This window comes from Paenibacillus sp. RC21, assembly GCF_044907935.1.
Lineage (GTDB): Bacteria > Bacillota > Bacilli > Paenibacillales > Paenibacillaceae > Paenibacillus > Paenibacillus terrae_A.
Genome location: NZ_JBIYCS010000012.1, coordinates 58,842 through 79,172 on the forward strand (window position 1 = coordinate 58,842; position 20,331 = coordinate 79,172).

The following is a 20,331-nucleotide window of genomic DNA, read 5'->3' on the forward strand; positions in this document are numbered from 1 at the left end:
GTGAATTAAACACGCTTCGCGCCGCGTCCTCCGCGTTTACCTTCGGTGTTCTTTTTCAGCGACGAAATGCGTTCCTCACTATCTTTCAGGAAGCGTGACATTTTATCCTCAAATGAAGGTTTACCCGGTGCAGGCTTGAACGAACGGCCTCCACGATCGCGGTTGAAACCACCGCCACCACCACCGCGTCCTTGACTTGGACCTGAACCTGAACCTCCACCGCCGAAACGGTCGCCTCCGCCTGGTCCTCCTGTGCGCTCCGGTCTTGGAGCTCTTGGCGGACGGGCTTCACTTGCCGGCTTGTCAATCGTTTGCTTAATGGAAAGTCCGATTTTGCCGTCTTTGTCAACATTAATGACTTTCACCGTCACGACATCATTAATCTTCAGGTGATCGTTAACATCCTTAACGTAGTTATCGGCGATTTCCGAGATGTGAACGAGACCCGTGACACCTCCAGACAAATCCACAAATGCTCCAAAATGCGTGATGCCTGTCACTTTGCCCTCTAACTTGGTGCCCACTTCAATTGCCATAGAATAAAATGATCCTCCCTTAAAATATACAACCGATTTTTTTGCAAAAAAATCCCGCTGTGGTGATTTGATTATACAAAATGGCGGAACCAAGGTCAACTAAGCATTGACCCAATGATGCGCCTATTTCTGCTCCCCGATGATCGGCGTCTCTTCCGGTTTGTAAAGACCGTACTTGCTTCTGGCGATTTCTCCGATATACTCGGGGTCCTTAAGACGATTCACTTCAGTTTGGAGCTGTTGTTCCGTTTGTGTAGCAGCTTGCTTCTGTTTTTCCTTCTGGGTGAGCTGTTCACTTCGATCGGCCATAATCATACCTTGAGAAAAAAAGGTAAAAATAGCCCAACTACCAAAGGCGGCAAGCGATAGCAACCAAATCATGATTCGCCTGCGCCCGCCCGCGTTGGACTTGGACGTAGGAGATGAATGGCGATCTACAGACGAATTACGCATGATACTACCTCCTTCCAAACCATCTTTTTGCTGTGTTTTTCAGTCTGATGCCGAGCTTTACAAGCAATTCTGGAGTCCTCCAGCGCGCTTTAAGCGGACCGATCAGCCAGACGAGCGGCTTCCAAACCGGCATCAAGATGTATATCAGCATCCTTCCCAGGAGCACAATAAGTGCCCATGTCCATCCGACCAGCTTGCGTACCAGCCGATACAGCGCCAACACCGGATGAACAATCAGGATGCGCAGTATGCTGTTCACGATCAACGTCAGTCTGCGGACTATCTTTAATAACATTACCACAAAACGTTGGGTTGTAACACTAAAGGCCCAAAAATAGAGCCAAACCCCCAAAAGTAGTCCTAAAAAGACATAAAACCGCAGCTCACCGCGATTACTCGCGTACAGCACACGGAAAATAAACAGGGCCGAGGCCACCCAATACAGCACGTCCAACATATGAATGCTCCAACGGGCAAAATGAAAGCGGATGGACAGCACCCGGTAGCTGTCGAACACCACTCCCATGGCTATGCCCGACAGCAGCATCCACGTCAATGTCAGCCATTGTGTGTGAGGGTTCATTTGAAGAGCTTGCCGAATAGGCTTTTTCCGTTTTTGGCCGGGGCCCCGGGCTCCAGGTAGACGAGGGAAGTAATCAGACCTTCAATGGACAGCAGCCCCTCTTCCAGACTGAGATTTTTGATATGTAAATGCTGTCCGCGAATGGTGAGATGACCCAGCTCGGTCTGAAGCAGGAACTCTTCACTGTCAAAGCTCTCCACATTGCTGACGCCTGAAATGTCGAGCTGCTTTCGGCTTTGCATGCGCAGGTCATGGTGTTTGGGCTTCCCTTGTTCAATCATGGCATGTACCCCTCCTTCTGTTCTTAGCTTATGAAGGGGACAACAGGATTTAGAACTGCACGAAAGAAACTGCATAAGAAAAAGCACCCCTTCATGAGAATATGAAGGGATGCTTTAATGTACAGCATATTAGAAAGTTAGATTCCAGTTACCAGTTCAAACCATTGTCTCTGGCAATGGGCTCTTCCTTCACTAAAGTGTACATACTTGCAGCCTCGTCCTTGCGTGTAGTGTCGGCGAGCCGTTCCACTCGCACAGTCACCAGCTTCTGGCCAAACTGGACGGTGATTTCATCGCCCACTTTGACCGCACTGCTCGGCTTGGCTTCGCGTCCATTCACCACGACTCTCCCTTGTTCGGAGACGTCCTTGGCTACCGTACGCCGCTTAATCAGCCGCGAGACTTTCAAGAATTTATCAAGACGCATTAGTTGACGGCTTCTTTAAGCTTATTACCGGCTTTAAAAGCAGGAACGGTCGATTCTGGAATTTCAATCGTGTTGCCGGTTTGTGGATTGCGGCCTGTACGGCTGGAACGCTTGCGCGTTTCAAAAGTACCAAAGCCGATCAGTTGCACTTTGTCGCCGCTGGCGAGTGCATCTGTAATTTCACCAAGAACGCCATTCAATACAGCTTCAACGTCACGTTTGCTCAAACCGCTTTTGCTGGAAATATTGTTGATCAGATCTGTCTTGTTCATAAGTTAAAAGCCTCCCAAATGTCAAAAAATAATCATCACGCTGCATGTCCATAAAATGGGGCAGACGTGAGGTCAAACTGCGGCCGAAGCCGCTCTGAACACAACTGGTGTACGGTTGCCCGTAGACTACAGTTATTTTCAGAATTACTACAAGTTATTCTGGCTTGGCCTTAAAAATCCTGCAATGGCAGTCGTTTTTTAATTCGACCCCAGTTAAGCCAACATCCTACTACAAAAGCCTCCCCATTGGCAAGTCTCCTCAAATGGACACGCTCCACACGGGCATTTGCCGCCTTTACGGCCTAAGATCTGCCAAGAGTTTTTTCGCTTCCTGCCAGTACGTCTCCATCTCATCCACGCTACTATCCTCGGGACGTCGTCCCTGCTCGCGTAATCTTTTCTCAATGTACTGGAATCGGTCCATAAATTTGCGGTTGGTGGCGGACAGTGCCTCTTCTGGATCAACTCCCATAAAACGGGCCGCGTTCACAGCAACGAATAGCACGTCGCCCAACTCCAGCAACTGCGCCTCCACGGAATGTCCCTCGCGGACCGCTTCCTTCAGCTCAGCCACTTCTTCGTCCAATTTGTCGAATACGCCTTCAATGCCATCCCAGTTAAAGCCTACTTTCGCCGCCTTTTTCTGGAGCTTGTACGACTTCATGAGCGCAGGCAAATCACGAGGGACACCATCCAGTACGGAAGGCTGTGCTGAAGCTGTGCCTTTCATCCGCTTTTCCTCGGCTTTCATCTGCTCCCAGTTTTGCAGCGCCTCTTCCGCATCCTTCGCCTGATTGTCTCCAAACACGTGTGGATGGCGGAAAATGAGCTTGTCATTCAGCCCTTGAATCACATCATACACATTGAAGGTTCCAACTTCTTCTTCCATCTGGGCATGCAGCAAAATTTGCAGCAGCAGATCGCCCAGCTCTTCCTTCATGTGATCAGGATCGTCCTCATCTATCGTTTCAATGACTTCATAGGTTTCTTCGATCAGATTTTTGCGGATCGACTGATGCGTCTGTTCCCGGTCCCATGGACAACCTTCCGGACTGCGTAAAATATCAACAATCTCATGCAGGCGGTCAAAAGAACGCCGTTTCAGCGCATCATCCTCACTACGCGGTATGTACACCAGAGACAGGTTTCCGTAGCCCTCCACCCGATCCAGCTCGTACAGTGGCACTTTATGCACCGCTTCCTCGCCCTCCACGCCAAGCGCATGACCAACGTAGACCTCATAGTCATCAGGATAGCGCTCCATTAAACACAGCTTCACATCTGAAGCCGTAAACGTATCATATACCTGTCCGATCAGCGTGTGCAACTGAGGTTGAAGCCAGCTCGCATCCAGCGTACCTGCGTCCAGCAACTGGAAACCTTCAATCGGGTCAAAACCAAGACGCACAAAAGCTTCATCCAGAAAACTTTCGCCGCCAAGGATGTTCAGTTTAATGTCCTGCGCAGGGCAACGCTCTTTGAGCAATTGTACTGCCGCTTCCGCTACCATCGGGTGACCCGGAACCGCATAGACGATTTCGCTTCCGTCGGCAGCTTTAGCGGCCGCTGCTATCAACTGAATGGTAATTTCCTCGTATACCTCTGGAAAAGATTCCTTGGTCTCATACACGGTGTCAAACGACTCGAAGGCCACTCCAAACTCATCCAGCACCTTAACTGCCGGGTGCTCCTTCGTCCGCAGATACAGCGCCGAAGCGCCCCGCATTTTGTTCAATATCCCTATCGTAAGCTGATCCGGGTCTCCCGAGCCTAATCCTACGACTGTTAGTATTGCGCTCATGTCCAATCCTCCGTTCCGCAGAAACGTGGCACACACTCCGTAAATATACGGCGCGTTGCCTGCTTCCGCTTCCTTTGCTTTGGCACTACTATACCACAAAGTATATACAGGCTCATAAAATGGCTACCCCGCCGCGCAACCGCAAGCGGCATAGCTACGGGCTACGCCAGCACGCGCAGTCTGCGCAGCACGGCTGCCAGCGGGCGTCCGAGCTTGGGCACCGCCGCAAGCTCCGCCTCCGTGATCAGCCTCAAGCGTGCGAGGCCGATCACAAACACCACGGCGCCTGCGGCTACGCCCAGCAGGCTTTCCGCCGCCGCCGTGGCACGGCCTCCGGCGGCCCACCCCAAGGCACCCAGCGCGGCGCCGGTGCCCCACATCGCCGCCGCAGCTGCGCAGGCCAAGGCGACAAGCAGTACCGCCGGCTTGAGCACGCTGGCGGACCAGCTCCAGCGCAGCCCCGCCAGGCGGGCGAGCAGCGCGATGTTGATCGCCGCTGCCAGCAGATAGGCGGCGGCTCCCGCGATGGCTGCGCCAGCCGTGCCCAGCTGCGGCACGAGCAGCCAGTTCAGCAACGCCTTGGCTGCGGCTGCGGCGAGCATCGCCAAGGCTGGGGCGCGAACTGCCCCCAGCCCTTGCAGCAGCGCCGCCGAGATAATGCTGAGCGTGCCGCCTACGGCAGTCAGCGCCATCCAGCGCATGACTCCGCTGCCGGTGTCATCCGCGTACAGCATCACATTGACGGGCACCGCCAGCACAATTAAGCCTGTCGCGGCCGCTAGTCCCAACAGCCAGAACCAGCGCAGCGATTGCTCACACTGGCGGCGCGCCAGCTCCGTGCCGCCCGTTACCCGGGCTTCCGCTAACGACGGAATGAACAATGCCGACAGCGTGGTGGCAAACATCATCACCAGCTGTACAAGCGGCAGACCGCGGTTATAGACACCGAAGGCCACCATAACTCCTGTATCGTCCAATCCCTCCTGCTTTAACAAGCGAGGTACCGTAAACGTGTCCACCAAACTAATCAGCGGAACGGCCAGCGCTCCCAGGCAAACAGGCAGGGCATAACGAAGCAATGCCTTTAGTAAAGCACCGTAGCTCTCTGTCCGGTAGGCTCCTCCAGCCTGCTCCTGCGCTGTCCCGGCTGCACTCTCTAGCACACCTGATACGACAGCACGACTGCCACTCACCAAATCGTCCGTCGTTCTCTCTATGACGCCAGAACGTCCAGACGCAGTCTCCTGTATGCCCATCTGTTCTGTCTTCCCAGCGACCTGCAAAGCCTGCTCAGACAGCCTCCCTTGCCTTCTGAGCTTCTTCCTGTGGTTGCGCCAGAATAGCAGCATGACGACCAGACCCGCTGCCCCGCCAGCCGCAGAACCAAAAACAGCCCCGGCAGCAATCATATCGGGTCCGGCTCCTTGCGACAGCATAAGCAGCAACAGCATGATCATCACACCCACCCGTACCGTCTGCTCCGTCACTTGGGAGACAGCGGTCGGGATCATATTTTGCAAGCCCTGAAAATATCCCCTTAGCCCTGCCATAACCGGCACGAACAAAAAGGCAAAAGCCGCCGCCCTCACCGAGGGAATGACATGAGCATTGTCGATCCACTGACCGATCAGCGGTGCGCACGTATACATCAGCACACCCAGAATCACACCAAACATGCCCAATACAAGGGAGGATAACCGGGCTACACGTTGCCCTGCGGCCCGGTTTCCCACCGCCTCATACTCAGCTACAAATTTGGATATCGCTGCCGGAAATCCAGCAGCGGCAATGGTAATCAACAGCGTATAAAAAGGATAAACCGTATTATAAATACCGAAAACGCCGTCACCGCCGATATTTTGCAGCGGGATTTTTTGCAATGTACCGATCAGCTTGCTCGCTACCGCCGCCAGTGTCAAAATGACAGCACCCCGTAGCAGCCGCGAAGCGGCGCGATTTTCCTGCATCGTCCGTTCCCCACTCCTACCTGAAATATGCATCTTTCACGAGTCCTATTATACCGCCTCTTTCTCTGGAAAGAAAAAAAGCCCTGCAAGACGACAGACGGCTTTCGCCATTCAGTACGTCTTACAGGGTCGGACCGGGGGATTACTGTTCCATTTGTTTACCGAGGAAACCAGCGGCTGTTTCAGCCATTTTGATCTCCATTTCGGCCATTTTCACGTTTTCGTCCTTGTTCAGTAACACAACGGAACCAATAGGATCACCACCCGAAACAATGGGAGCCGCCACAAAGGACGAGAGTGTTTCTTCGTGGTCTCGGGTCAGCTCATAGGAGCCGCTGGCTGTTTCCAGTACCGTTTTGCGATTATCCATACTACCTTCGATAATGCTGCCGATCGGCTTGTCCAGAAACTCTTTTTTAGAGCCTCCGGCCACCGTAATAATGGTGTCCCGGTCGGTAATCATCGTAATATGGCCTGTGCTTTCAAACAGGGACTCAGCGTATTCTTTGGCGAAATCACCAAGTTCACCGATAGGTGAATACTTTTTCAAAATGACTTCTCCGTCACGATCCACAAAAATTTCAAGCGGATCTCCTTCACGAATTCTCAAGGTGCGGCGAATTTCCTTAGGAATAACTACCCGCCCCAGATCATCAATACGGCGAACTATACCAGTAGCTTTCATTTCACATGTTGCCCCACTTTCTCAAGAAGAATTTAGTAAACTACTGACGGTATCGAAAGACGCTTCCGCTCCCCCGGAAGCGGTCACGAAGAACGTCACGGTCATGGTGTTTATGGTGATATCTGACCATAGTATTCATCTGTTCCCAATTCCTTATGCATGTTCAGTTATTTACCTTCGGTTGTAGCTCCGTCCTTGGCTGTTCCTGCTTTGGTATCAGTGGTGCCATTTGTAGTGCCCTCAGGCGTAGTTGTGCTTCCAGCGCCCGGTGTGGTGCCGCTTTTCTCTTGCGTGGCAGGTACCTTCGGCAGATTAATTTTCAAATCAAGATTGGCCAAATCCTTCTCGGTAAAGTTTTGAATACTTTCACCAGCCAGCTTGTTTTTCAGCGCAGCCTTCTCGTTGTCCTTCAATTTATCAAACGTAGGCTCATTGCGGGATTCCACCTTGATGATGTGATATCCGTATTCTGTTTCCACCGGATCTCCGATTTTATTGATCGGCTGCTTCTCAGCTGCTTCTTTGAATGCAGGCACCCATTGAGCTACGGATGCATTCTCATACAAACCGCCATTGGAAGCCGAACCCGGATCTTCTGAGTATTTCTTGGCAATCGTCGCAAAATCAGCCCCGCCATCCAGCTTCGCCTTCACTTCTTTGGCCAGTTTGAGAGCATCTTCTTTTTTGCGTTCTTTTTTCGTTTTTGGATCCTGGAAATTAATCAGTACATGACGCACGGTTGCTGTCGTGAATTGATCTTTGTTTTTCTCAAATTCCTGTTTCAGCTGATCGTCCGTCACTTTGTTCGTCTCACTGTTGATCACCGTCATCACACGGGTAAAGTAATCCTTCACACCCTGCTCAGTCAGCTTTTGATCACTTAAAAATGTCTTGAATTTAGCATCTCCGACCGACTTCTTATACTGCTCCAGTTGTTCGGTTCCTTCTTTGGCGCCCTGTTCCTTGGACTTATCGTCTGCTTTTTCAGCCAGAAGCTTGTACACCACTTCTTGCTTGGCAATTTGCTCCCGCACCTGATCCGAAGCAAGCATCGCTCCATATTCCGGATACAGGAATTTCATCATACTGATTTCCTGGTTAAACTCATTTTCCGTAATGGTTCCGCCAGTGTAGGTCACGACAACCTTACTGCTGTCCTTCGGTTGGTCCTTGACCTTACTCTCCTCGGCTTGCTTCGTACATGCTGCCAGCACCGATATAGCCAGCACCGCGGCAATGGCCACCGATAGCATTCTCCAAGGTTTTCTTTTATTTGGTTGTGACATTTTGCAGTTCCTCCTTCAATGTGAATGCATCTTTTAGTGCACTCAAAAATTGCTCCAGCAGCTCTAGTATCTGTGGATCATCCAGACCTTTGCCCTTGATGCGTGCGCTCATAGGAGTGCCCTGTTCAAATTGTACACGTCTTTCAAAGCGATTGCCAATCTCCGCAAGTTTGGCGGTCTGTACCGCCTGCTGGCGCCCTTCGTGGAATTTCAACACGATGTTGTCATCCCGCTGGACAATGGACTCAATGCCATACATGCGTCCGTATACCTTGAGACGGGCTACAGCCAACAAATGACGCACAGCCTCCGGCAAATCACCAAAGCGGTCAACCAGCTCATCCTCCAGCTCCATTGCCTCGTCAAACGTGCTGACTGCTGCAACCTTTTTATAAATCTCAATCTTCTGAATACTGTCGTAAATATAATCTCCTGGCAGGTAAGCATCCACGCCCAAATCAATGGACGTACTCCAATTTCGATTCGACAGATCCTCTTCTCCAAGCACGCTAACCTTGCGCTTATTAATTTCCTCAGCCAGCATTTGCGAGTAAAGATCAAAACCGACGGATGCAATGAATCCGTGCTGCTCTGCACCAAGCAAATTCCCCGCTCCACGAATCGACAAATCGCGCATCGCGATCTTGAACCCGGAGCCCAGCTCCGTAAACTCCTTGATCGACTGAAGACGCTTCTCTGCCACTTCCGTCAGCACCTTATCCCGCTGGTACGTAAAATAAGCATAGGCAATCCGGTTGGAACGGCCTACACGCCCACGCAGCTGATAAAGCTGGGACAGCCCCATTTTATCGGCATCATGCACGATGAGTGTATTCACATTCGGAATATCCACCCCGGTCTCAATAATGCTGGTGCTGACCAGTACATCATATTCACCGTCCAGGAAGTCCAAAATGGTCTTCTCCAGCTCGGATTCGGACATCTGGCCGTGACCCACGCCCACCTTGGCATCCGGCACAAGCGCATTGATCTCGGCAGCCATTTCCTGAATACCCTGTACGCGATTATACAGGTAGTACACCTGTCCTCCGCGTGCCATCTCGCGTTCAATCGCCTCACGCACCAACGTTTGGCTGTGCTCGACAACATAAGTCTGCACGGGAAAGCGGTTTTCTGGCGGTGTCTCAATGACCGACAAGTCGCGAACCCCGAGCATAGACATATGTAGCGTACGCGGGATAGGCGTAGCCGTTAACGTCAGCACGTCCACATTCGTTTTCAGCTTTTTCAGCTTTTCCTTGTGCGTCACGCCAAACCGCTGCTCCTCATCGACAATGAGCATCCCCAGATCCTTAAACACCAGATCCTGCGACAGCAAGCGATGGGTGCCAATGACAATATCGACCGTCCCCTGACGAACCCCTTTAATCGTCTCATTCTGCTCCTTGCGCGAACGGAAACGGCTCAACACCTGAATGTTGAACGGATACCCGGAAAAGCGCTCACGGAACGTCTCATAATGCTGCTGTGCCAAAATCGTCGTCGGTACTAACACGGCCACCTGCTTGCCCTCAATAGCCGACTTAAACGCAGCGCGAATGGCAACCTCTGTCTTGCCGTAGCCCACATCACCACACAGCAAACGATCCATCGGACGGCTCTGCTCCATGTCCTTCTTGATCTCTTCAATTGCCCGAATCTGGTCACGTGTCTCTTCATACGGGAACATATCCTCAAATTCCTGCTGTTCCGGTGAATCCTTTTCAAAGGCAAAACCCGGCGCTGACTGCCGTTCTGCATACAGCTTGATCAAATCATCAGCAATGTCCTGAACGGAGCTGCGAACCTTGCTCTTCACCCGTGTCCATTCATTTCCGCCCAGCTTGTAAATCTTAGGTTCCTTGTCCTCTGAGCCGACATACTTCTGAATCAGGTCAATCTGCTCAATCGGTACAGACAGCTTATCGCCGCCCGCATAGAGAATGTGCATGTAATCCTTATGGATACCGCCAACCTCCAGCGTGCCGATTCCCATGTACTTCCCGATCCCGTGATTCTGGTGTACAACATAGTCGCCCACCTTCAGCTCGCTATAGCTCTTAATCCGTTCTGCGTTGTCCACATGGCGGCCCTGCTTGCGTGCTTTGCGTTGCTTTTGCGAGAACATTTCGCCCTCAGTAATCACTGCCAAATGAATAGATGGCATCTCAAAACCGCTTTGCAAATTGCCAATAGCCATCGTTGGTTCATCAATACCGTAATCCTGAAGCACCCGACGCATCCGATCCAGCCGCTCGTCTCCACTCGCCAGCATCATAACCTGCGTGCCCGCCTTGCGCCAGCGATCCATTTCTGCCTTGAGCACATTCATTTGACCGTGGAAATCCTGCATGCCCCGGCAGATGAAATTCAAAATATTTTGCGGCTGCGTATGCGGAACCTGACGGAGAAAGATCGACAGGAACAACGTCTGGAATCTCCGGTTATATAGCAGATTGTCCACGTTATCCGACAGCTCCAGCTGCGGTAACGTTTTACCGTTTTGAAGCAAATGCAGATTCCATTCGGACTCATCCCGTTCGAGCTGCTTGGCTGTTTCCAGCATCCGCGCCGGTTCATCAATAATCAGAATGGTGTCTTCCGGCATGTAATCTGCCAAGGTTTTGCGTTCGGGATACAACAGCGAGATATATTTATAGATTTCGTCAAAATACACATGCTCACGCAGCAGCTCAATTTCGCGGTGAATCTCTTCTTTCAGATGCAGCTTGGCCTGACGGTCTGTCATTTTGCCGAGCTGCTCCTCCAACAGAATCGCTGCGGCATCTGCCGCCTGATCCATACGAGCGTTATCCGCTATGACTTCCTTGCACGGCGTTACGGTAACTTCCTGCACCTTTTCCACCGAACGCTGATCTTGCGGGTCGAACATACGGATGGAGTCAATTTCATCATCGAACAGCTCCACGCGGTAGCCCCAACGGGTTGTCATCGGATAAAAATCGATAATCCCGCCACGGACACTCATCTCTCCACGTGATTCTACACGCTCCACCCGCTGGTACCCCATCTCGACCATATGCAGCAAAAACGGCTCCAGTTGGATCGTTTCGCCTTCTTTCAGCTCGATTCGGGCTTCACGCCATGTCTCTGGAAGCGGCAGCAAACGCCGGACACCAGAAAACGGCACGACAACAATCCCACGAAAACCCTGGGCGCATCGTATCAATACTTCAATTCGTTGGGATAGCGTCTCCGGGCTGGATATGGCGGCCTCAGCAGCTACCAGCTCATTCGAGGGGTACAACAAAACCCGTTCTGGAGGAAGCGCTTCCTGCAAATCATCTGCTATTTTTTGAGCGGCAAACATGTTGTGCGTCATGACCAGAATCGGTCGTCCGGTATCTTCGGCAAGCGCGGCCATCAGTACCTGTCGGGAAGAGCCCGATAAACCAGATATGAGCTGTTCCTTCATGCCTGATGAAATACCTGCTGCAATGGATGCATAATCAGCATCCTTGGTAAAAGCCTGAATAAGTGCTTGTAACAAAAAAGGCACCCCTTTATGCTTATAAATAGTTGCATGTAAATTTATTCACAATAACGGCATGTAACTGAATAGCAACAGGTATTACATGCTTACTCTGGGAGAGAGCAGCAAACTGAAAAAGAAGCCTCAGCAAGGCTGCCAAGGCTCCATAAGCGGGATTACCGCCTCACCTCTCAAGCTGGTACATGAGACCAGTTGAATACCTGTTATTGGAGCGGATTTACGAGCAGGCTTAGCTCCGGATTATTTTCCAGCGCCTGGTTGCAATGCTCGCAAATGACTTTGACGGTCACTTCACCGCCCGAATTATACGCTATTATATCTCTACGTTCGGCAGGGGTCAAGGAATGGAAGCCCAACCTTTCTTCGGTTATTGCTGCGGAATCAATCCGTCCCAAGAAAGTTCGACAATGTCTGCATACATAATTCACAATCATGTAATGTATATGCCTCCTGAAAGTTTTCTATACCTTTCAGTATGTCCAACAAACTTCCATTTAAGCCCATCCTGCCTGCTACGGACCTTACTTATTGAATTCAGCCATGGTCCGTTCAAAAGGATGACCCAAGCTGTATTCCAAAGCATCACACGTGTCCTCTATCATTCCAGCCAGCAATTCCTTCTCCTTCTTCGGAAAGGTTCCCAGAACATAGTCCACGATGGCGTAGCCAGGCTCAGGGCGGGAAATGCCCATACGAACCCGATTAAAGGATTGTGTGCCCGTATGCTGGATAATCGACTTGATCCCGTTATGACCACCTGCACTGCCTTGATACCGGAGTCTTATTTTTCCGACCTCTGTATCCAGATCATCATAAACTACGACCAAATCATCTATATTCGCTTTGTAATAGTCCATATAAGCACGCAGAGACTCGCCTGAGAGATTCATATAGGTCATCGGCTTGATCAGCACGGTTTTTACTCCGCCAATATGTCCTTCTCCAATCAATGCCTTGCATTTGCTTTGGTTAATCTGGATGTTATGACGGGCGGCCAGAGCATCCAGCGCCATAAATCCAACATTATGTCTCGTTTTTTCGTATTGGGGACCGGGGTTGCCCAATCCTACAATCCACTTCATAAACCGTGACACCCTCTTTCGAAGTCTTGATTTTTTGGTAAAATAGTTATACTGAACAGGAAGGTGCGTGCTGGTATGCTCAATCAGGGTGATATCCTCTTATATGACAGCCATTTTCTATATCATTTAAAACATTCGGTTCCTGTCCAAGTCTATGACGGGAATGTACATATCCAGATTGGCATCATTGTGCGTTTTAACGAGCATTTTGTCGAAATGGAGGACACGCTATACAATCGTCAGCGCTTCACATTTATATCCAGACCGGGCTTTTAGCCTGACATGCTGATAGGGGTTACCTTTTCCAGTTGGAAAAGGCAACCCCTTTTTTAATGAGCCAGCGCTTATTCGATTTCAAACAGTTTGCTGATTGACAATTCCTCATGCACACGGATAATGGCTTCTCCCATTAATGGAGCCACAGATAATACCTTCAGCTTGCTTGTCGGATTGGGGTGAACGATCGGAATGGTATCCGTCACGACCACCTCTTTTAACGGTGAATTCTCCAGTCTTTCCATAGCAGGCCCGGAGAGCACGGCATGCGTACAGCACGCATACACGTCCGTTACGCCGCCTTCCTTGAGCGCATTCGCGCCCAGCACGATGGTTCCCGCTGTATCAATAATGTCATCAATCAGAATAGCGGTTTTACCCTCAATATTTCCGATGATGTTCATTACTTCACTAACATTCGGCTCAGGACGACGTTTGTCGATAATGGCCAGCGGGGCATTCAGGAAATCCGCTAACTTCCGCGCACGCACAACACCGCCGTGGTCAGGGGAGACGACAACCGGGTTTTCAATCTGCTTCGAACGGAAATACTGGGCCAGAATTGGCGCGCCGAACATATGATCCACCGGAATATCAAAGAATCCCTGAATTTGCATCGCATGCAAATCCATACTGATTACGCGGTGAGCACCCGCTTTTTCAATCAGGTTAGCGACAAGCTTCGCCGTGATCGGATCACGTGAACGTGCTTTCCGATCCTGACGGGCATAGCCGTAATATGGCATAACGACATTAATGCTTTTGGCGGAAGCCCGCTTGAGTGCATCAATCATAACCAGTAACTCCATCAAGTTGTCGTTAACCGGCAGACAAGTCGACTGCACAATGTATACGTGGCAACCGCGCACGCTTTCAGACAGTTTGATTTGAATTTCACCGTCACTAAACGATGTGGTATGGGATTCCCCCATTGGAATTCCGATGTAGTCCGCAATCTGGTGGGCCAACTTCGGATTGGAGTTACAAGTAAATATTTTGAGTTTGGAATCGCAATAAGTCATTTATAGAAACCCTCCGTGCTGATTCATTCATTACAGATCCAACAGCTTGCTGATTAAGGTTATTCCGATCTTTTCTTCTTCGCTTTGGCACGCGCGCGGATTTTATCCGCATATCCGGCTTTGTTCTCTTGACGCGGTCTGGCAATGGCCAGATCGTTATCAGGGACAGCATGTGTTACGGTGGAGCCTGCTACGACATAAGCACCTTTTCCGATCTTAATCGGGGCGATCAGATTCACATTACTGCCAATAAAGGCATCATCTTCAATTTCTGTAATAGATTTATTATACCCATCATAATTAACCGTTATTGCCCCACAACCGATATTAACGTTTGTACCTACCTTGGCATCACCGACATAGCTCAAATGGGACACCTTGGAATGATCACCAATGGTCGCATTTTTCACCTCAACAAAATCACCAATCTTCACATGCTCGCCCAGCTTCGCACCCGGACGCAGATAGGCAAACGGACCCACAGATGTACTGCTGCCCACCTCAGCTTCGTTCAACACCGAATGTTTCACCGTTGCGCCCGAATGAATAAGGGTATCCTGAATCTCAGTCTGCGGACCAATCACACAATCTTCACCGATTTGTGTTTGACCTCGCAGCCATGTGTTTGGATACAGCACTGTATCGGAGCCAATGACAACCTCGCTCTCGATGTAGGTAGAGGACGGATCAATGATGGTCACACCGTTCAGCATATGCTTGCGCACAATGCGTTCTCGCATGTATCCCTCAGCCACTGATAAAGCGACCCTGTCATTCACACCGATGGATTCCGACACATCATCTGTTAAATATGCCTCAACCTTCTCGCCTTCGCCATGCAAAATACCAATGACATCTGTCAGGTAGTATTCCTGCTGTGCATTGGTGTTGGTTACTTTGTCCAACGCTGCGAACAGCTTGGCATTATCAAAGCAGTACGTTCCCGTGTTGATTTCCCGAACAGCGTCTTCCTCAGGTGAGCAATCCTTCTGCTCCACGATCTTGAGCACTGCTCCCGCAGCATCACGGATGACCCGGCCGTATCCCTTAGGGTCGTCCAGCTCAGCGGTCAGAATTGTTGCGGCCGCTCCCCGACTCTCATGTAGCTGCACCAAGCCCTCCAGTGTTTCCGCTGTAATCAAGGGGGTGTCTCCACAGATGACAATGGTCGTACCGTTCTCCTGACCGAGCAAGTCTTTGGCCTGCTTGACAGCATGCCCCGTTCCCAACTGCTCAGCCTGAAGCGCATATTCTGCCGACGGTCCCAAATAAGACTGTACCGCTTCCGCACCGTGACCCACAATCACCACACTGCGGGACACTCCAATGTCACGAACCGTGTCGAGTACATGACCGACCATCGGTTTCCCGCATACCGGATGCAGAACTTTATATAATTTGGATCTCATACGTTTTCCCTGCCCTGCGGCAAGAATGACTGCCAACCTTTCCAACAAGTCCAACCTCCTATCCTGAAAATAACAATTTCCCTTTGGCTAAAACGTTAATTTCCAGATCAGATTTTTCTTACCTTTTCACATCCTCCTGAAAAATAACGGCGAACCTTTAGTTAATGGCTATTTTTTCAGGCCAGCTTGTGCTGGACATTCATCCCCGGGATGCATTGCTGCTTGATCCCTGTCTTATGAAAAAGTCGCTTCGGCAGCCCGGATGGCTCCAAGTTGCCTTAAAACTGACTGTTAACTCATTAAAGAATATATCTCATTCCAGACAAAAAGAAAAGAGAGCCACAGTTTGTGGCCCTCTTTTTCTTTTGTACCCCAATCTTGCTTTAGGCGAATTAAGCGCCTTCTTCAATAGCTACTTCTTCATCCACCGCTGCGCGTTCGTACTCAGTTAGTACAGCAGCCTGGATCTTCTCCCGGGTCCCTGAAGATATAGGATGAGCGATATCGCGAAACTCTCCGTCCGGGGTGCGTTTGCTAGGCATAGCCACGAACATCCCGTTATTACCATCGATAACCCGGATGTCATGAACTACAAACTCGTTATCAATCGTAATGGATGCAATCGCCTTCATTCTTCCTTCTGAGTTCACTCGGCGGAGTCTAACATCCGTAATCTGCATGTGTGTTTCACCACCTTTTTCCAAATAGGACTTGGTGTATACATTCCACACAGCATTTCGAATTCCTTCTTTTTTTGGACAAAACGTATCCTAAATTCAGGTAATTTTTTTGAAAAGATTTCTTTTCGACATATTTAGGTATTTTTTGATGAAATGTGACATTTTACTGACCTGTAGATTCATCAAAATAATTCCCCAGCTTGACTGTAATTTGCTTGCTTCGAGAATCGACCGCGGTCAGATTCGCCAGTGAAATATAATCGTGCAGCAAGCGTTCTCCATTCTCCACCTCGCCCGATTCTACCAGCACACCTACTCCGGCTACCTCAGCATCAAACTCAGCCAGCAAGTCAACCATCCCCTGAATCGTGCCACCTGCCTTCATAAAATCATCCACGATGAGTACACGCGCTTTCTCGCGCATCGCCCGTCTGGACAATGACATCGTATGCAGGCTCTTTTGTGACCCTGAGACGTAATTAATACTCACTGCCGAGCCCTCCGTTACCTGATGATCACGCCGTACGAGGACAACGGGCAAGTTCAGCTGTGCCCCGGTTGCATAGGCAAGCGGAATCCCTTTGGTCTCTACCGTCATGACTACATCGATCTGTCTGTTGGCAAATGCAGTAGCGAATATTTTACCAGCCTCATTCATCATCGCCGGTTGACCCAGCAGATCCGACAGATACAGATATCCTCCGGGTAAGATGCGATCCGGCTGCTCCAGCTGTGCACACAGGTCATTCGCAAATGTGAGTGCATGCTGCTTGGACAGTCTTGGAATCAGCTTGACGCCTCCTGCCGCTCCCGCCAACGTCAGAAGCTCACCAATGCCTTCATCCTCAAATACTTCCTTGATAATAGCCAGGTCTTCGCTTATGGACGATTTAGCCGCCCCATAACGATCCGCAAAATGCGTAAGAGGCACCAGGGTATGCGGCCGTGACAGCAAAAATTGTGTCATTTCCACCAATCGTGAGCTTCTTTTAAGTTTTTTCACAACAATTCCTCGCGATCTATTCTTCTCCTGCCGCCCGCTTCGTACAGTAAAAGCACCGGCGGACTGGCCGGCTGCTGGCGGAATGCAAGTGATATAGTAAAATCCGAATATTTAATAGTAAATATATCATCTTCGTACGTATTTGTACAACAAATACCACTAAAATTAGAAATAAATAACCATAATCAGGTCAGAAGTCGTACTGCGTACACATCCTTGCAGAATCCTCTGAGTCCGTTATAAATGCGCGGTACTTTGACTTCCTTCGACACCAGCCCGAACACCGTAGGACCACTACCTGACATCAGCACCCCATCCGCTCCTAATCGAATCATAGAGTTTTTAAGATGCTCCACCTCCGGGTACAGCTTAAGTGTGACATCCTCCAGTACATTCCCGAGCGCATTACATACATCGGTAAAAGAAGCGTTGCGGATCGCTTGCTCCATCTGCCGGGCAGACGGGTGATGCGTGATCTGATCCGCTTTAACGCGTCCGTACACTTCAGCCGTCGATACATTAATCGGCGGCTTCGCGAGAATTACCCAGCATTGGGGTGGATTCGGAAGTGGCCTAAGCAATTCCCCGCGTCCACTCGCTAAAGCCGTACCACCTGTAATACAGAAGGGCACATCAGAACCAAGCTCAGCGCCCAGTACTCTTAATTCAGCATCCGAAATGCCAAGCTTCCACAGCTTGTTTAGCCCACGCAGCGCTGCCGCGGCATCACTGCTTCCGCCTGCTAACCCTGCAGCTACCGGGATATGCTTGTCCAAATGGATATGCACGCCCGTAGAGACATCATAACGTTCCTTAATCAGACGCGCGGCCTGAAAAGCCAGATTTTTCTCATCTAGCGGTATGTACCCGGCTTGGCTTGAAATGATAATGGTATCACGTGGTAGCTCGGACATGGTCAAACGATCAGACAAATCGACCATGGTCATAATCATTTCAACCTCGTGATATCCGTCATCCCGTTTGCGTAATACATCAAGCATTAAATTAATTTTTGCCGGTGCTTTTTCGTATATTTTCAAGGCGTTCACCCACCTTCAACTTTTCCCTCAAGACAGCTTAACATATTATATCAGACTCAGCGTGTCAAGTCATGAGGTTCAAAAAAGCGGAGACCACCCGGTATAAAACCGGAGATCCCCGCTTTTTCATCAGTACTACCGAAGCACTAACGATGGCTACGATTTGCGGGAAGCTGCCTGCTCTGCAAGCTGAATGGCCCGCTTCACCATATTGCCCGCATCCTTGGCTTTAATGCCTCCCCAGCCCTCTTCCTTGACCGTATCGTAAAATCCAAGATCCTTAGCCAGCTCATACTTAAGCTCTTCCGACATGACACCTCGTCTTCTCCGACTCATGCATACGCCTCCTTCGGCAGTGGAATAAGGAAGATCATTCCCGCCTTAGTATGCGCAAAGACGCGATGCTTCATCCTGCCCCATATATACAAAACGGCCCCGTCATTTGGAATGACGAAGCCGCCGTTAAACCTGCAAAGCCGGTATAGATTACATAAAATCAATTAAGGTGTGTCAAAACATTCGACACTTGTATGGGAGTCGGGATCATAGACGGTAACTTCCACCGACTCGGTAAGAATGTCAGCATAGCTGTAGGAGACACGTTTGAACGTTTGTTGCTCCTGATCCAGCTTGACGATAAAAACAGAAGGGTACGTTTCTTCCAAGACACCAGTTCGTTCGACGGTCTTACGGCGTCCGCCGTTAGCCCGCAGCAAAATTTTTTGCCCTACATGTGCGTCGAGACTGCGTTTGATTTCCAACAGCGTATTTTTAGCCATTGCCTAACGACCACCTCTTTCCTTGTCCATTATAACGAATTTTAGAGACAATGTCAAATCAAGCTAAATATTATATCAACCCGAAAAATAAGTTGTCAATTTAATTTTTTGCGAACAGGAATAATGCGTATAAAAATGCCAAAAAGCCCCTGTGCCCAGAGGCTTTTTATCCAGATAAATCCTATTTAACAGGTTCAAACCTTAGATTGCAGAAGGCGTTACTTTAAGAGTCGACAAATTTTCCAGCTTCGGCAGACCGATACGATAGCTTCCCCGGGTTTCGATACCACCCACTCCACGGCTGCCACTGATCGTCTGATGAAACAAGTCGCCCATGTTGACTGTATCACGGATCGACGTAAAGGCAGCCTTGGCAGCCACATATACCGGGTCCAGCGCGTGAATCAGGATACGCCCTGGTGAGCTGGCAAAGTTCGCTCCTGCACGCAGCAGCGCTTCAAAATGGGACTGACACGCTCCCGCCACAATCGTCAATGAATCCAGATGACGTTCATATTGTCTCGCTACCTGGATCGCCGCCACAAAATTTTGCGAATTTTTATAGCTTTTCAGGCTATATAAATCATAAGGCTGCGGCTGCTTCAATACCCCGTCATGTCCGGTAATGACTACGATATCCGGGCGAATACGGGGAAGCAGCCGATACAACGTGTCGGCCATAGCTGATTCGTGAACATGATGTCCCTCTGCAGGAACGCGAAGCTGCTCATATAAGCTGAGACATTTTTTCAAATAGCCGGGGTCCCCATCCAGATGAAGTACCTTGCCGGGCATTTCAAAATACGTCGACTCCACCGGATCACTCCACTCCCCGATCAAAGCCGCCTGACTGCGGGCTGCTTGCTTCTGCCGTGCCTGCTGCAACAGATTGAGAGACTCATCCGCCTTAATATGGGCCTGCCGTGTCTTCCCGCTAATCTGGTCTGCAGGCACCTTGACCAGATCGTTCACAGGGGAATCGGCAAGCAGCCGAAATTCCGTCCCTTTAATGATCGCTTTATCCCGCTGGATGTCCTCAACGCGAAACGTGACATCTCCGCCATACGATTTTCGAACGACCAAGTCTCCTAAAATCATCACACTGTATCACCCCTCCCATATCGTATGGGTGAATGCACAGTTTGGTTCCTTATCATGCTCAGGAGCTAATACAAACCAGCCACAACCGTGCAAAGCGCAACCAGAGACTCTCTGACTGCTGCTAAGCGATAGCT

22 protein-coding genes are annotated in these 20,331 nt (G+C 50.1%); 1 reads left to right on the forward strand and 21 read right to left on the reverse strand.

Annotated features, from left to right (window positions below):
* Window positions 1-5: 5 nt before the first annotated feature.
* The 13 genes from ABIA61_RS24705 to pth all read right to left on the reverse strand — a co-directional run bounded on the left by ABIA61_RS24705 (window position 6) and on the right by pth (window position 12,887).
* Window positions 6-536 (reverse strand): S1 domain-containing RNA-binding protein, encoded by a 531-nt coding sequence (locus ABIA61_RS24705; RefSeq protein ID WP_404581388.1) that lies wholly within the window; start codon window positions 534-536, stop codon window positions 6-8.
* 123 nt (window positions 537-659) lie between these two features.
* Window positions 660-989 carry an FtsB family cell division protein gene (locus ABIA61_RS24710; protein WP_044646042.1) on the reverse strand — a complete coding sequence of 110 codons (330 nt, stop codon included), beginning with the start codon at window positions 987-989 and terminating at the stop codon, window positions 660-662.
* Between the two features lie 4 nt (window positions 990-993).
* Window positions 994-1,572, reverse strand: coding sequence for a spore cortex biosynthesis protein YabQ (gene yabQ, locus ABIA61_RS24715; protein WP_283657497.1), 579 nt, complete (start codon window positions 1,570-1,572; stop codon window positions 994-996).
* Window positions 1,569-1,853, reverse strand: a complete 285-nt coding sequence (gene yabP / locus ABIA61_RS24720) for a sporulation protein YabP (RefSeq protein ID WP_014279048.1) — start codon at window positions 1,851-1,853, stop codon at window positions 1,569-1,571. The genes yabQ and yabP overlap by 4 nt, the downstream gene beginning before the upstream one ends.
* A gap of 148 nt (window positions 1,854-2,001) precedes the next feature.
* Window positions 2,002-2,280, reverse strand: coding sequence for an RNA-binding S4 domain-containing protein (locus ABIA61_RS24725; protein WP_014599342.1), 279 nt, complete (start codon window positions 2,278-2,280; stop codon window positions 2,002-2,004).
* Complete coding sequence (locus ABIA61_RS24730) at window positions 2,280-2,552, reverse strand: HU family DNA-binding protein (protein WP_007428028.1); 273 nt, start codon at window positions 2,550-2,552, stop codon at window positions 2,280-2,282. Before ABIA61_RS24730 ends, ABIA61_RS24725 begins: the two co-directional genes overlap by 1 nt.
* Before the next feature lie 295 nt (window positions 2,553-2,847).
* Window positions 2,848-4,353: a bifunctional methyltransferase/pyrophosphohydrolase YabN gene (gene yabN / locus ABIA61_RS24735; RefSeq protein WP_283654057.1), complete on the reverse strand. Its 1,506-nt coding sequence runs from the start codon at window positions 4,351-4,353 to the stop codon at window positions 2,848-2,850.
* A 161-nt stretch (window positions 4,354-4,514) separates the two neighbouring features.
* Complete coding sequence (locus ABIA61_RS24740; RefSeq protein ID WP_404581390.1) at window positions 4,515-6,320, reverse strand: putative polysaccharide biosynthesis protein; 1,806 nt, start codon at window positions 6,318-6,320, stop codon at window positions 4,515-4,517.
* A 142-nt stretch (window positions 6,321-6,462) separates the two neighbouring features.
* On the reverse strand, window positions 6,463-7,005 hold the full coding sequence (spoVT, locus tag ABIA61_RS24745) for a stage V sporulation protein T (protein WP_044646039.1): 543 nt from the start codon (window positions 7,003-7,005) through the stop codon (window positions 6,463-6,465).
* Window positions 7,006-7,172: 167 nt separating this feature from the next.
* A complete protein-coding gene (locus ABIA61_RS24750; protein WP_283654055.1) occupies window positions 7,173-8,291 on the reverse strand; it encodes a peptidylprolyl isomerase in 1,119 nt (372 codons plus the stop codon).
* Window positions 8,275-11,802: a transcription-repair coupling factor gene (gene mfd, locus ABIA61_RS24755; protein ID WP_283654054.1), complete on the reverse strand. Its 3,528-nt coding sequence runs from the start codon at window positions 11,800-11,802 to the stop codon at window positions 8,275-8,277. The genes ABIA61_RS24750 and mfd overlap by 17 nt, the downstream gene beginning before the upstream one ends.
* A gap of 206 nt (window positions 11,803-12,008) precedes the next feature.
* The gene (gene fin / locus ABIA61_RS24760) at window positions 12,009-12,239 is read right to left on the reverse strand and encodes an anti-sigma-F factor Fin (RefSeq protein ID WP_025682476.1); all 231 of its coding nucleotides are present in this window, start codon (window positions 12,237-12,239) and stop codon (window positions 12,009-12,011) included.
* 87 nt (window positions 12,240-12,326) lie between these two features.
* On the reverse strand, window positions 12,327-12,887 hold the full coding sequence (gene pth / locus ABIA61_RS24765; RefSeq protein WP_283654053.1) for an aminoacyl-tRNA hydrolase: 561 nt from the start codon (window positions 12,885-12,887) through the stop codon (window positions 12,327-12,329).
* A gap of 75 nt (window positions 12,888-12,962) precedes the next feature.
* On the opposite strand from pth, the gene ABIA61_RS24770 reads away from it, so the two are divergent.
* Entirely contained in the window at window positions 12,963-13,163 is a 201-nt protein-coding gene (locus tag ABIA61_RS24770; RefSeq protein WP_283654052.1) for a hypothetical protein, read from the forward strand.
* Window positions 13,164-13,231: 68 nt separating this feature from the next.
* On the opposite strand, the gene ABIA61_RS24775 is transcribed toward ABIA61_RS24770, so the two are convergent.
* From ABIA61_RS24775 to yabG, 8 genes are all read right to left on the reverse strand, one after another.
* A complete protein-coding gene (locus ABIA61_RS24775; protein ID WP_014279037.1) occupies window positions 13,232-14,185 on the reverse strand; it encodes a ribose-phosphate diphosphokinase in 954 nt (317 codons plus the stop codon).
* Between the two features lie 59 nt (window positions 14,186-14,244).
* Window positions 14,245-15,642 (reverse strand): bifunctional UDP-N-acetylglucosamine diphosphorylase/glucosamine-1-phosphate N-acetyltransferase GlmU, encoded by a 1,398-nt coding sequence (gene glmU, locus ABIA61_RS24780; RefSeq protein WP_283654051.1) that lies wholly within the window; start codon window positions 15,640-15,642, stop codon window positions 14,245-14,247.
* A gap of 344 nt (window positions 15,643-15,986) precedes the next feature.
* Entirely contained in the window at window positions 15,987-16,274 is a 288-nt protein-coding gene (spoVG, locus tag ABIA61_RS24785) for a septation regulator SpoVG (protein ID WP_007428016.1), read from the reverse strand.
* A gap of 163 nt (window positions 16,275-16,437) precedes the next feature.
* Window positions 16,438-17,277, reverse strand: coding sequence for a pur operon repressor (gene purR / locus ABIA61_RS24790; RefSeq protein WP_283654050.1), 840 nt, complete (start codon window positions 17,275-17,277; stop codon window positions 16,438-16,440).
* 185 nt (window positions 17,278-17,462) lie between these two features.
* Window positions 17,463-18,317 carry a 4-(cytidine 5'-diphospho)-2-C-methyl-D-erythritol kinase gene (ispE, locus tag ABIA61_RS24795; RefSeq protein WP_283654049.1) on the reverse strand — a complete coding sequence of 285 codons (855 nt, stop codon included), beginning with the start codon at window positions 18,315-18,317 and terminating at the stop codon, window positions 17,463-17,465.
* 156 nt (window positions 18,318-18,473) lie between these two features.
* A complete protein-coding gene (locus ABIA61_RS24800) occupies window positions 18,474-18,653 on the reverse strand; it encodes a small, acid-soluble spore protein, alpha/beta type (RefSeq protein ID WP_283654048.1) in 180 nt (59 codons plus the stop codon).
* A 164-nt stretch (window positions 18,654-18,817) separates the two neighbouring features.
* Entirely contained in the window at window positions 18,818-19,096 is a 279-nt protein-coding gene (gene veg / locus ABIA61_RS24805; protein ID WP_044646031.1) for a biofilm formation stimulator Veg, read from the reverse strand.
* A gap of 201 nt (window positions 19,097-19,297) precedes the next feature.
* The gene (gene yabG, locus ABIA61_RS24810) at window positions 19,298-20,194 is read right to left on the reverse strand and encodes a sporulation peptidase YabG (protein ID WP_283656357.1); all 897 of its coding nucleotides are present in this window, start codon (window positions 20,192-20,194) and stop codon (window positions 19,298-19,300) included.
* Between the last annotated feature and the right edge of the window lie 137 nt (window positions 20,195-20,331).

What these genes read in the sequence shown, in the direction of transcription:
- ABIA61_RS24705 (WP_404581388.1), bottom strand. Translation starts at nt 536, where the DNA reads ATGGCAATTGAAGTGGGCACCAAGTTAGAGGGCAAAGTGACAGGCATC.
- ABIA61_RS24710 (WP_044646042.1), bottom strand. Translation starts at nt 989, where the DNA reads ATGCGTAATTCGTCTGTAGATCGCCATTCATCTCCTACGTCCAAGTCC.
- yabQ (WP_283657497.1), bottom strand. Translation starts at nt 1,572, where the DNA reads ATGAACCCTCACACACAATGGCTGACATTGACGTGGATGCTGCTGTCG.
- yabP (WP_014279048.1), bottom strand. Translation starts at nt 1,853, where the DNA reads ATGATTGAACAAGGGAAGCCCAAACACCATGACCTGCGCATGCAAAGC.
- ABIA61_RS24725 (WP_014599342.1), bottom strand. Translation starts at nt 2,280, where the DNA reads ATGCGTCTTGATAAATTCTTGAAAGTCTCGCGGCTGATTAAGCGGCGT.
- ABIA61_RS24730 (WP_007428028.1), bottom strand. Translation starts at nt 2,552, where the DNA reads ATGAACAAGACAGATCTGATCAACAATATTTCCAGCAAAAGCGGTTTG.
- yabN (WP_283654057.1), bottom strand. Translation starts at nt 4,353, where the DNA reads ATGAGCGCAATACTAACAGTCGTAGGATTAGGCTCGGGAGACCCGGAT.
- ABIA61_RS24740 (WP_404581390.1), bottom strand. Translation starts at nt 6,320, where the DNA reads ATGCAGGAAAATCGCGCCGCTTCGCGGCTGCTACGGGGTGCTGTCATT.
- spoVT (WP_044646039.1), bottom strand. Translation starts at nt 7,005, where the DNA reads ATGAAAGCTACTGGTATAGTTCGCCGTATTGATGATCTGGGGCGGGTA.
- ABIA61_RS24750 (WP_283654055.1), bottom strand. Translation starts at nt 8,291, where the DNA reads ATGTCACAACCAAATAAAAGAAAACCTTGGAGAATGCTATCGGTGGCC.
- fin (WP_025682476.1), bottom strand. Translation starts at nt 12,239, where the DNA reads ATGATTGTGAATTATGTATGCAGACATTGTCGAACTTTCTTGGGACGG.
- pth (WP_283654053.1), bottom strand. Translation starts at nt 12,887, where the DNA reads ATGAAGTGGATTGTAGGATTGGGCAACCCCGGTCCCCAATACGAAAAA.
- ABIA61_RS24770 (WP_283654052.1), top strand. Translation starts at nt 12,963, where the DNA reads ATGCTCAATCAGGGTGATATCCTCTTATATGACAGCCATTTTCTATAT.
- ABIA61_RS24775 (WP_014279037.1), bottom strand. Translation starts at nt 14,185, where the DNA reads ATGACTTATTGCGATTCCAAACTCAAAATATTTACTTGTAACTCCAAT.
- spoVG (WP_007428016.1), bottom strand. Translation starts at nt 16,274, where the DNA reads ATGCAGATTACGGATGTTAGACTCCGCCGAGTGAACTCAGAAGGAAGA.
- ABIA61_RS24800 (WP_283654048.1), bottom strand. Translation starts at nt 18,653, where the DNA reads ATGAGTCGGAGAAGACGAGGTGTCATGTCGGAAGAGCTTAAGTATGAG.
- veg (WP_044646031.1), bottom strand. Translation starts at nt 19,096, where the DNA reads ATGGCTAAAAATACGCTGTTGGAAATCAAACGCAGTCTCGACGCACAT.
- yabG (WP_283656357.1), bottom strand. Translation starts at nt 20,194, where the DNA reads ATGATTTTAGGAGACTTGGTCGTTCGAAAATCGTATGGCGGAGATGTC.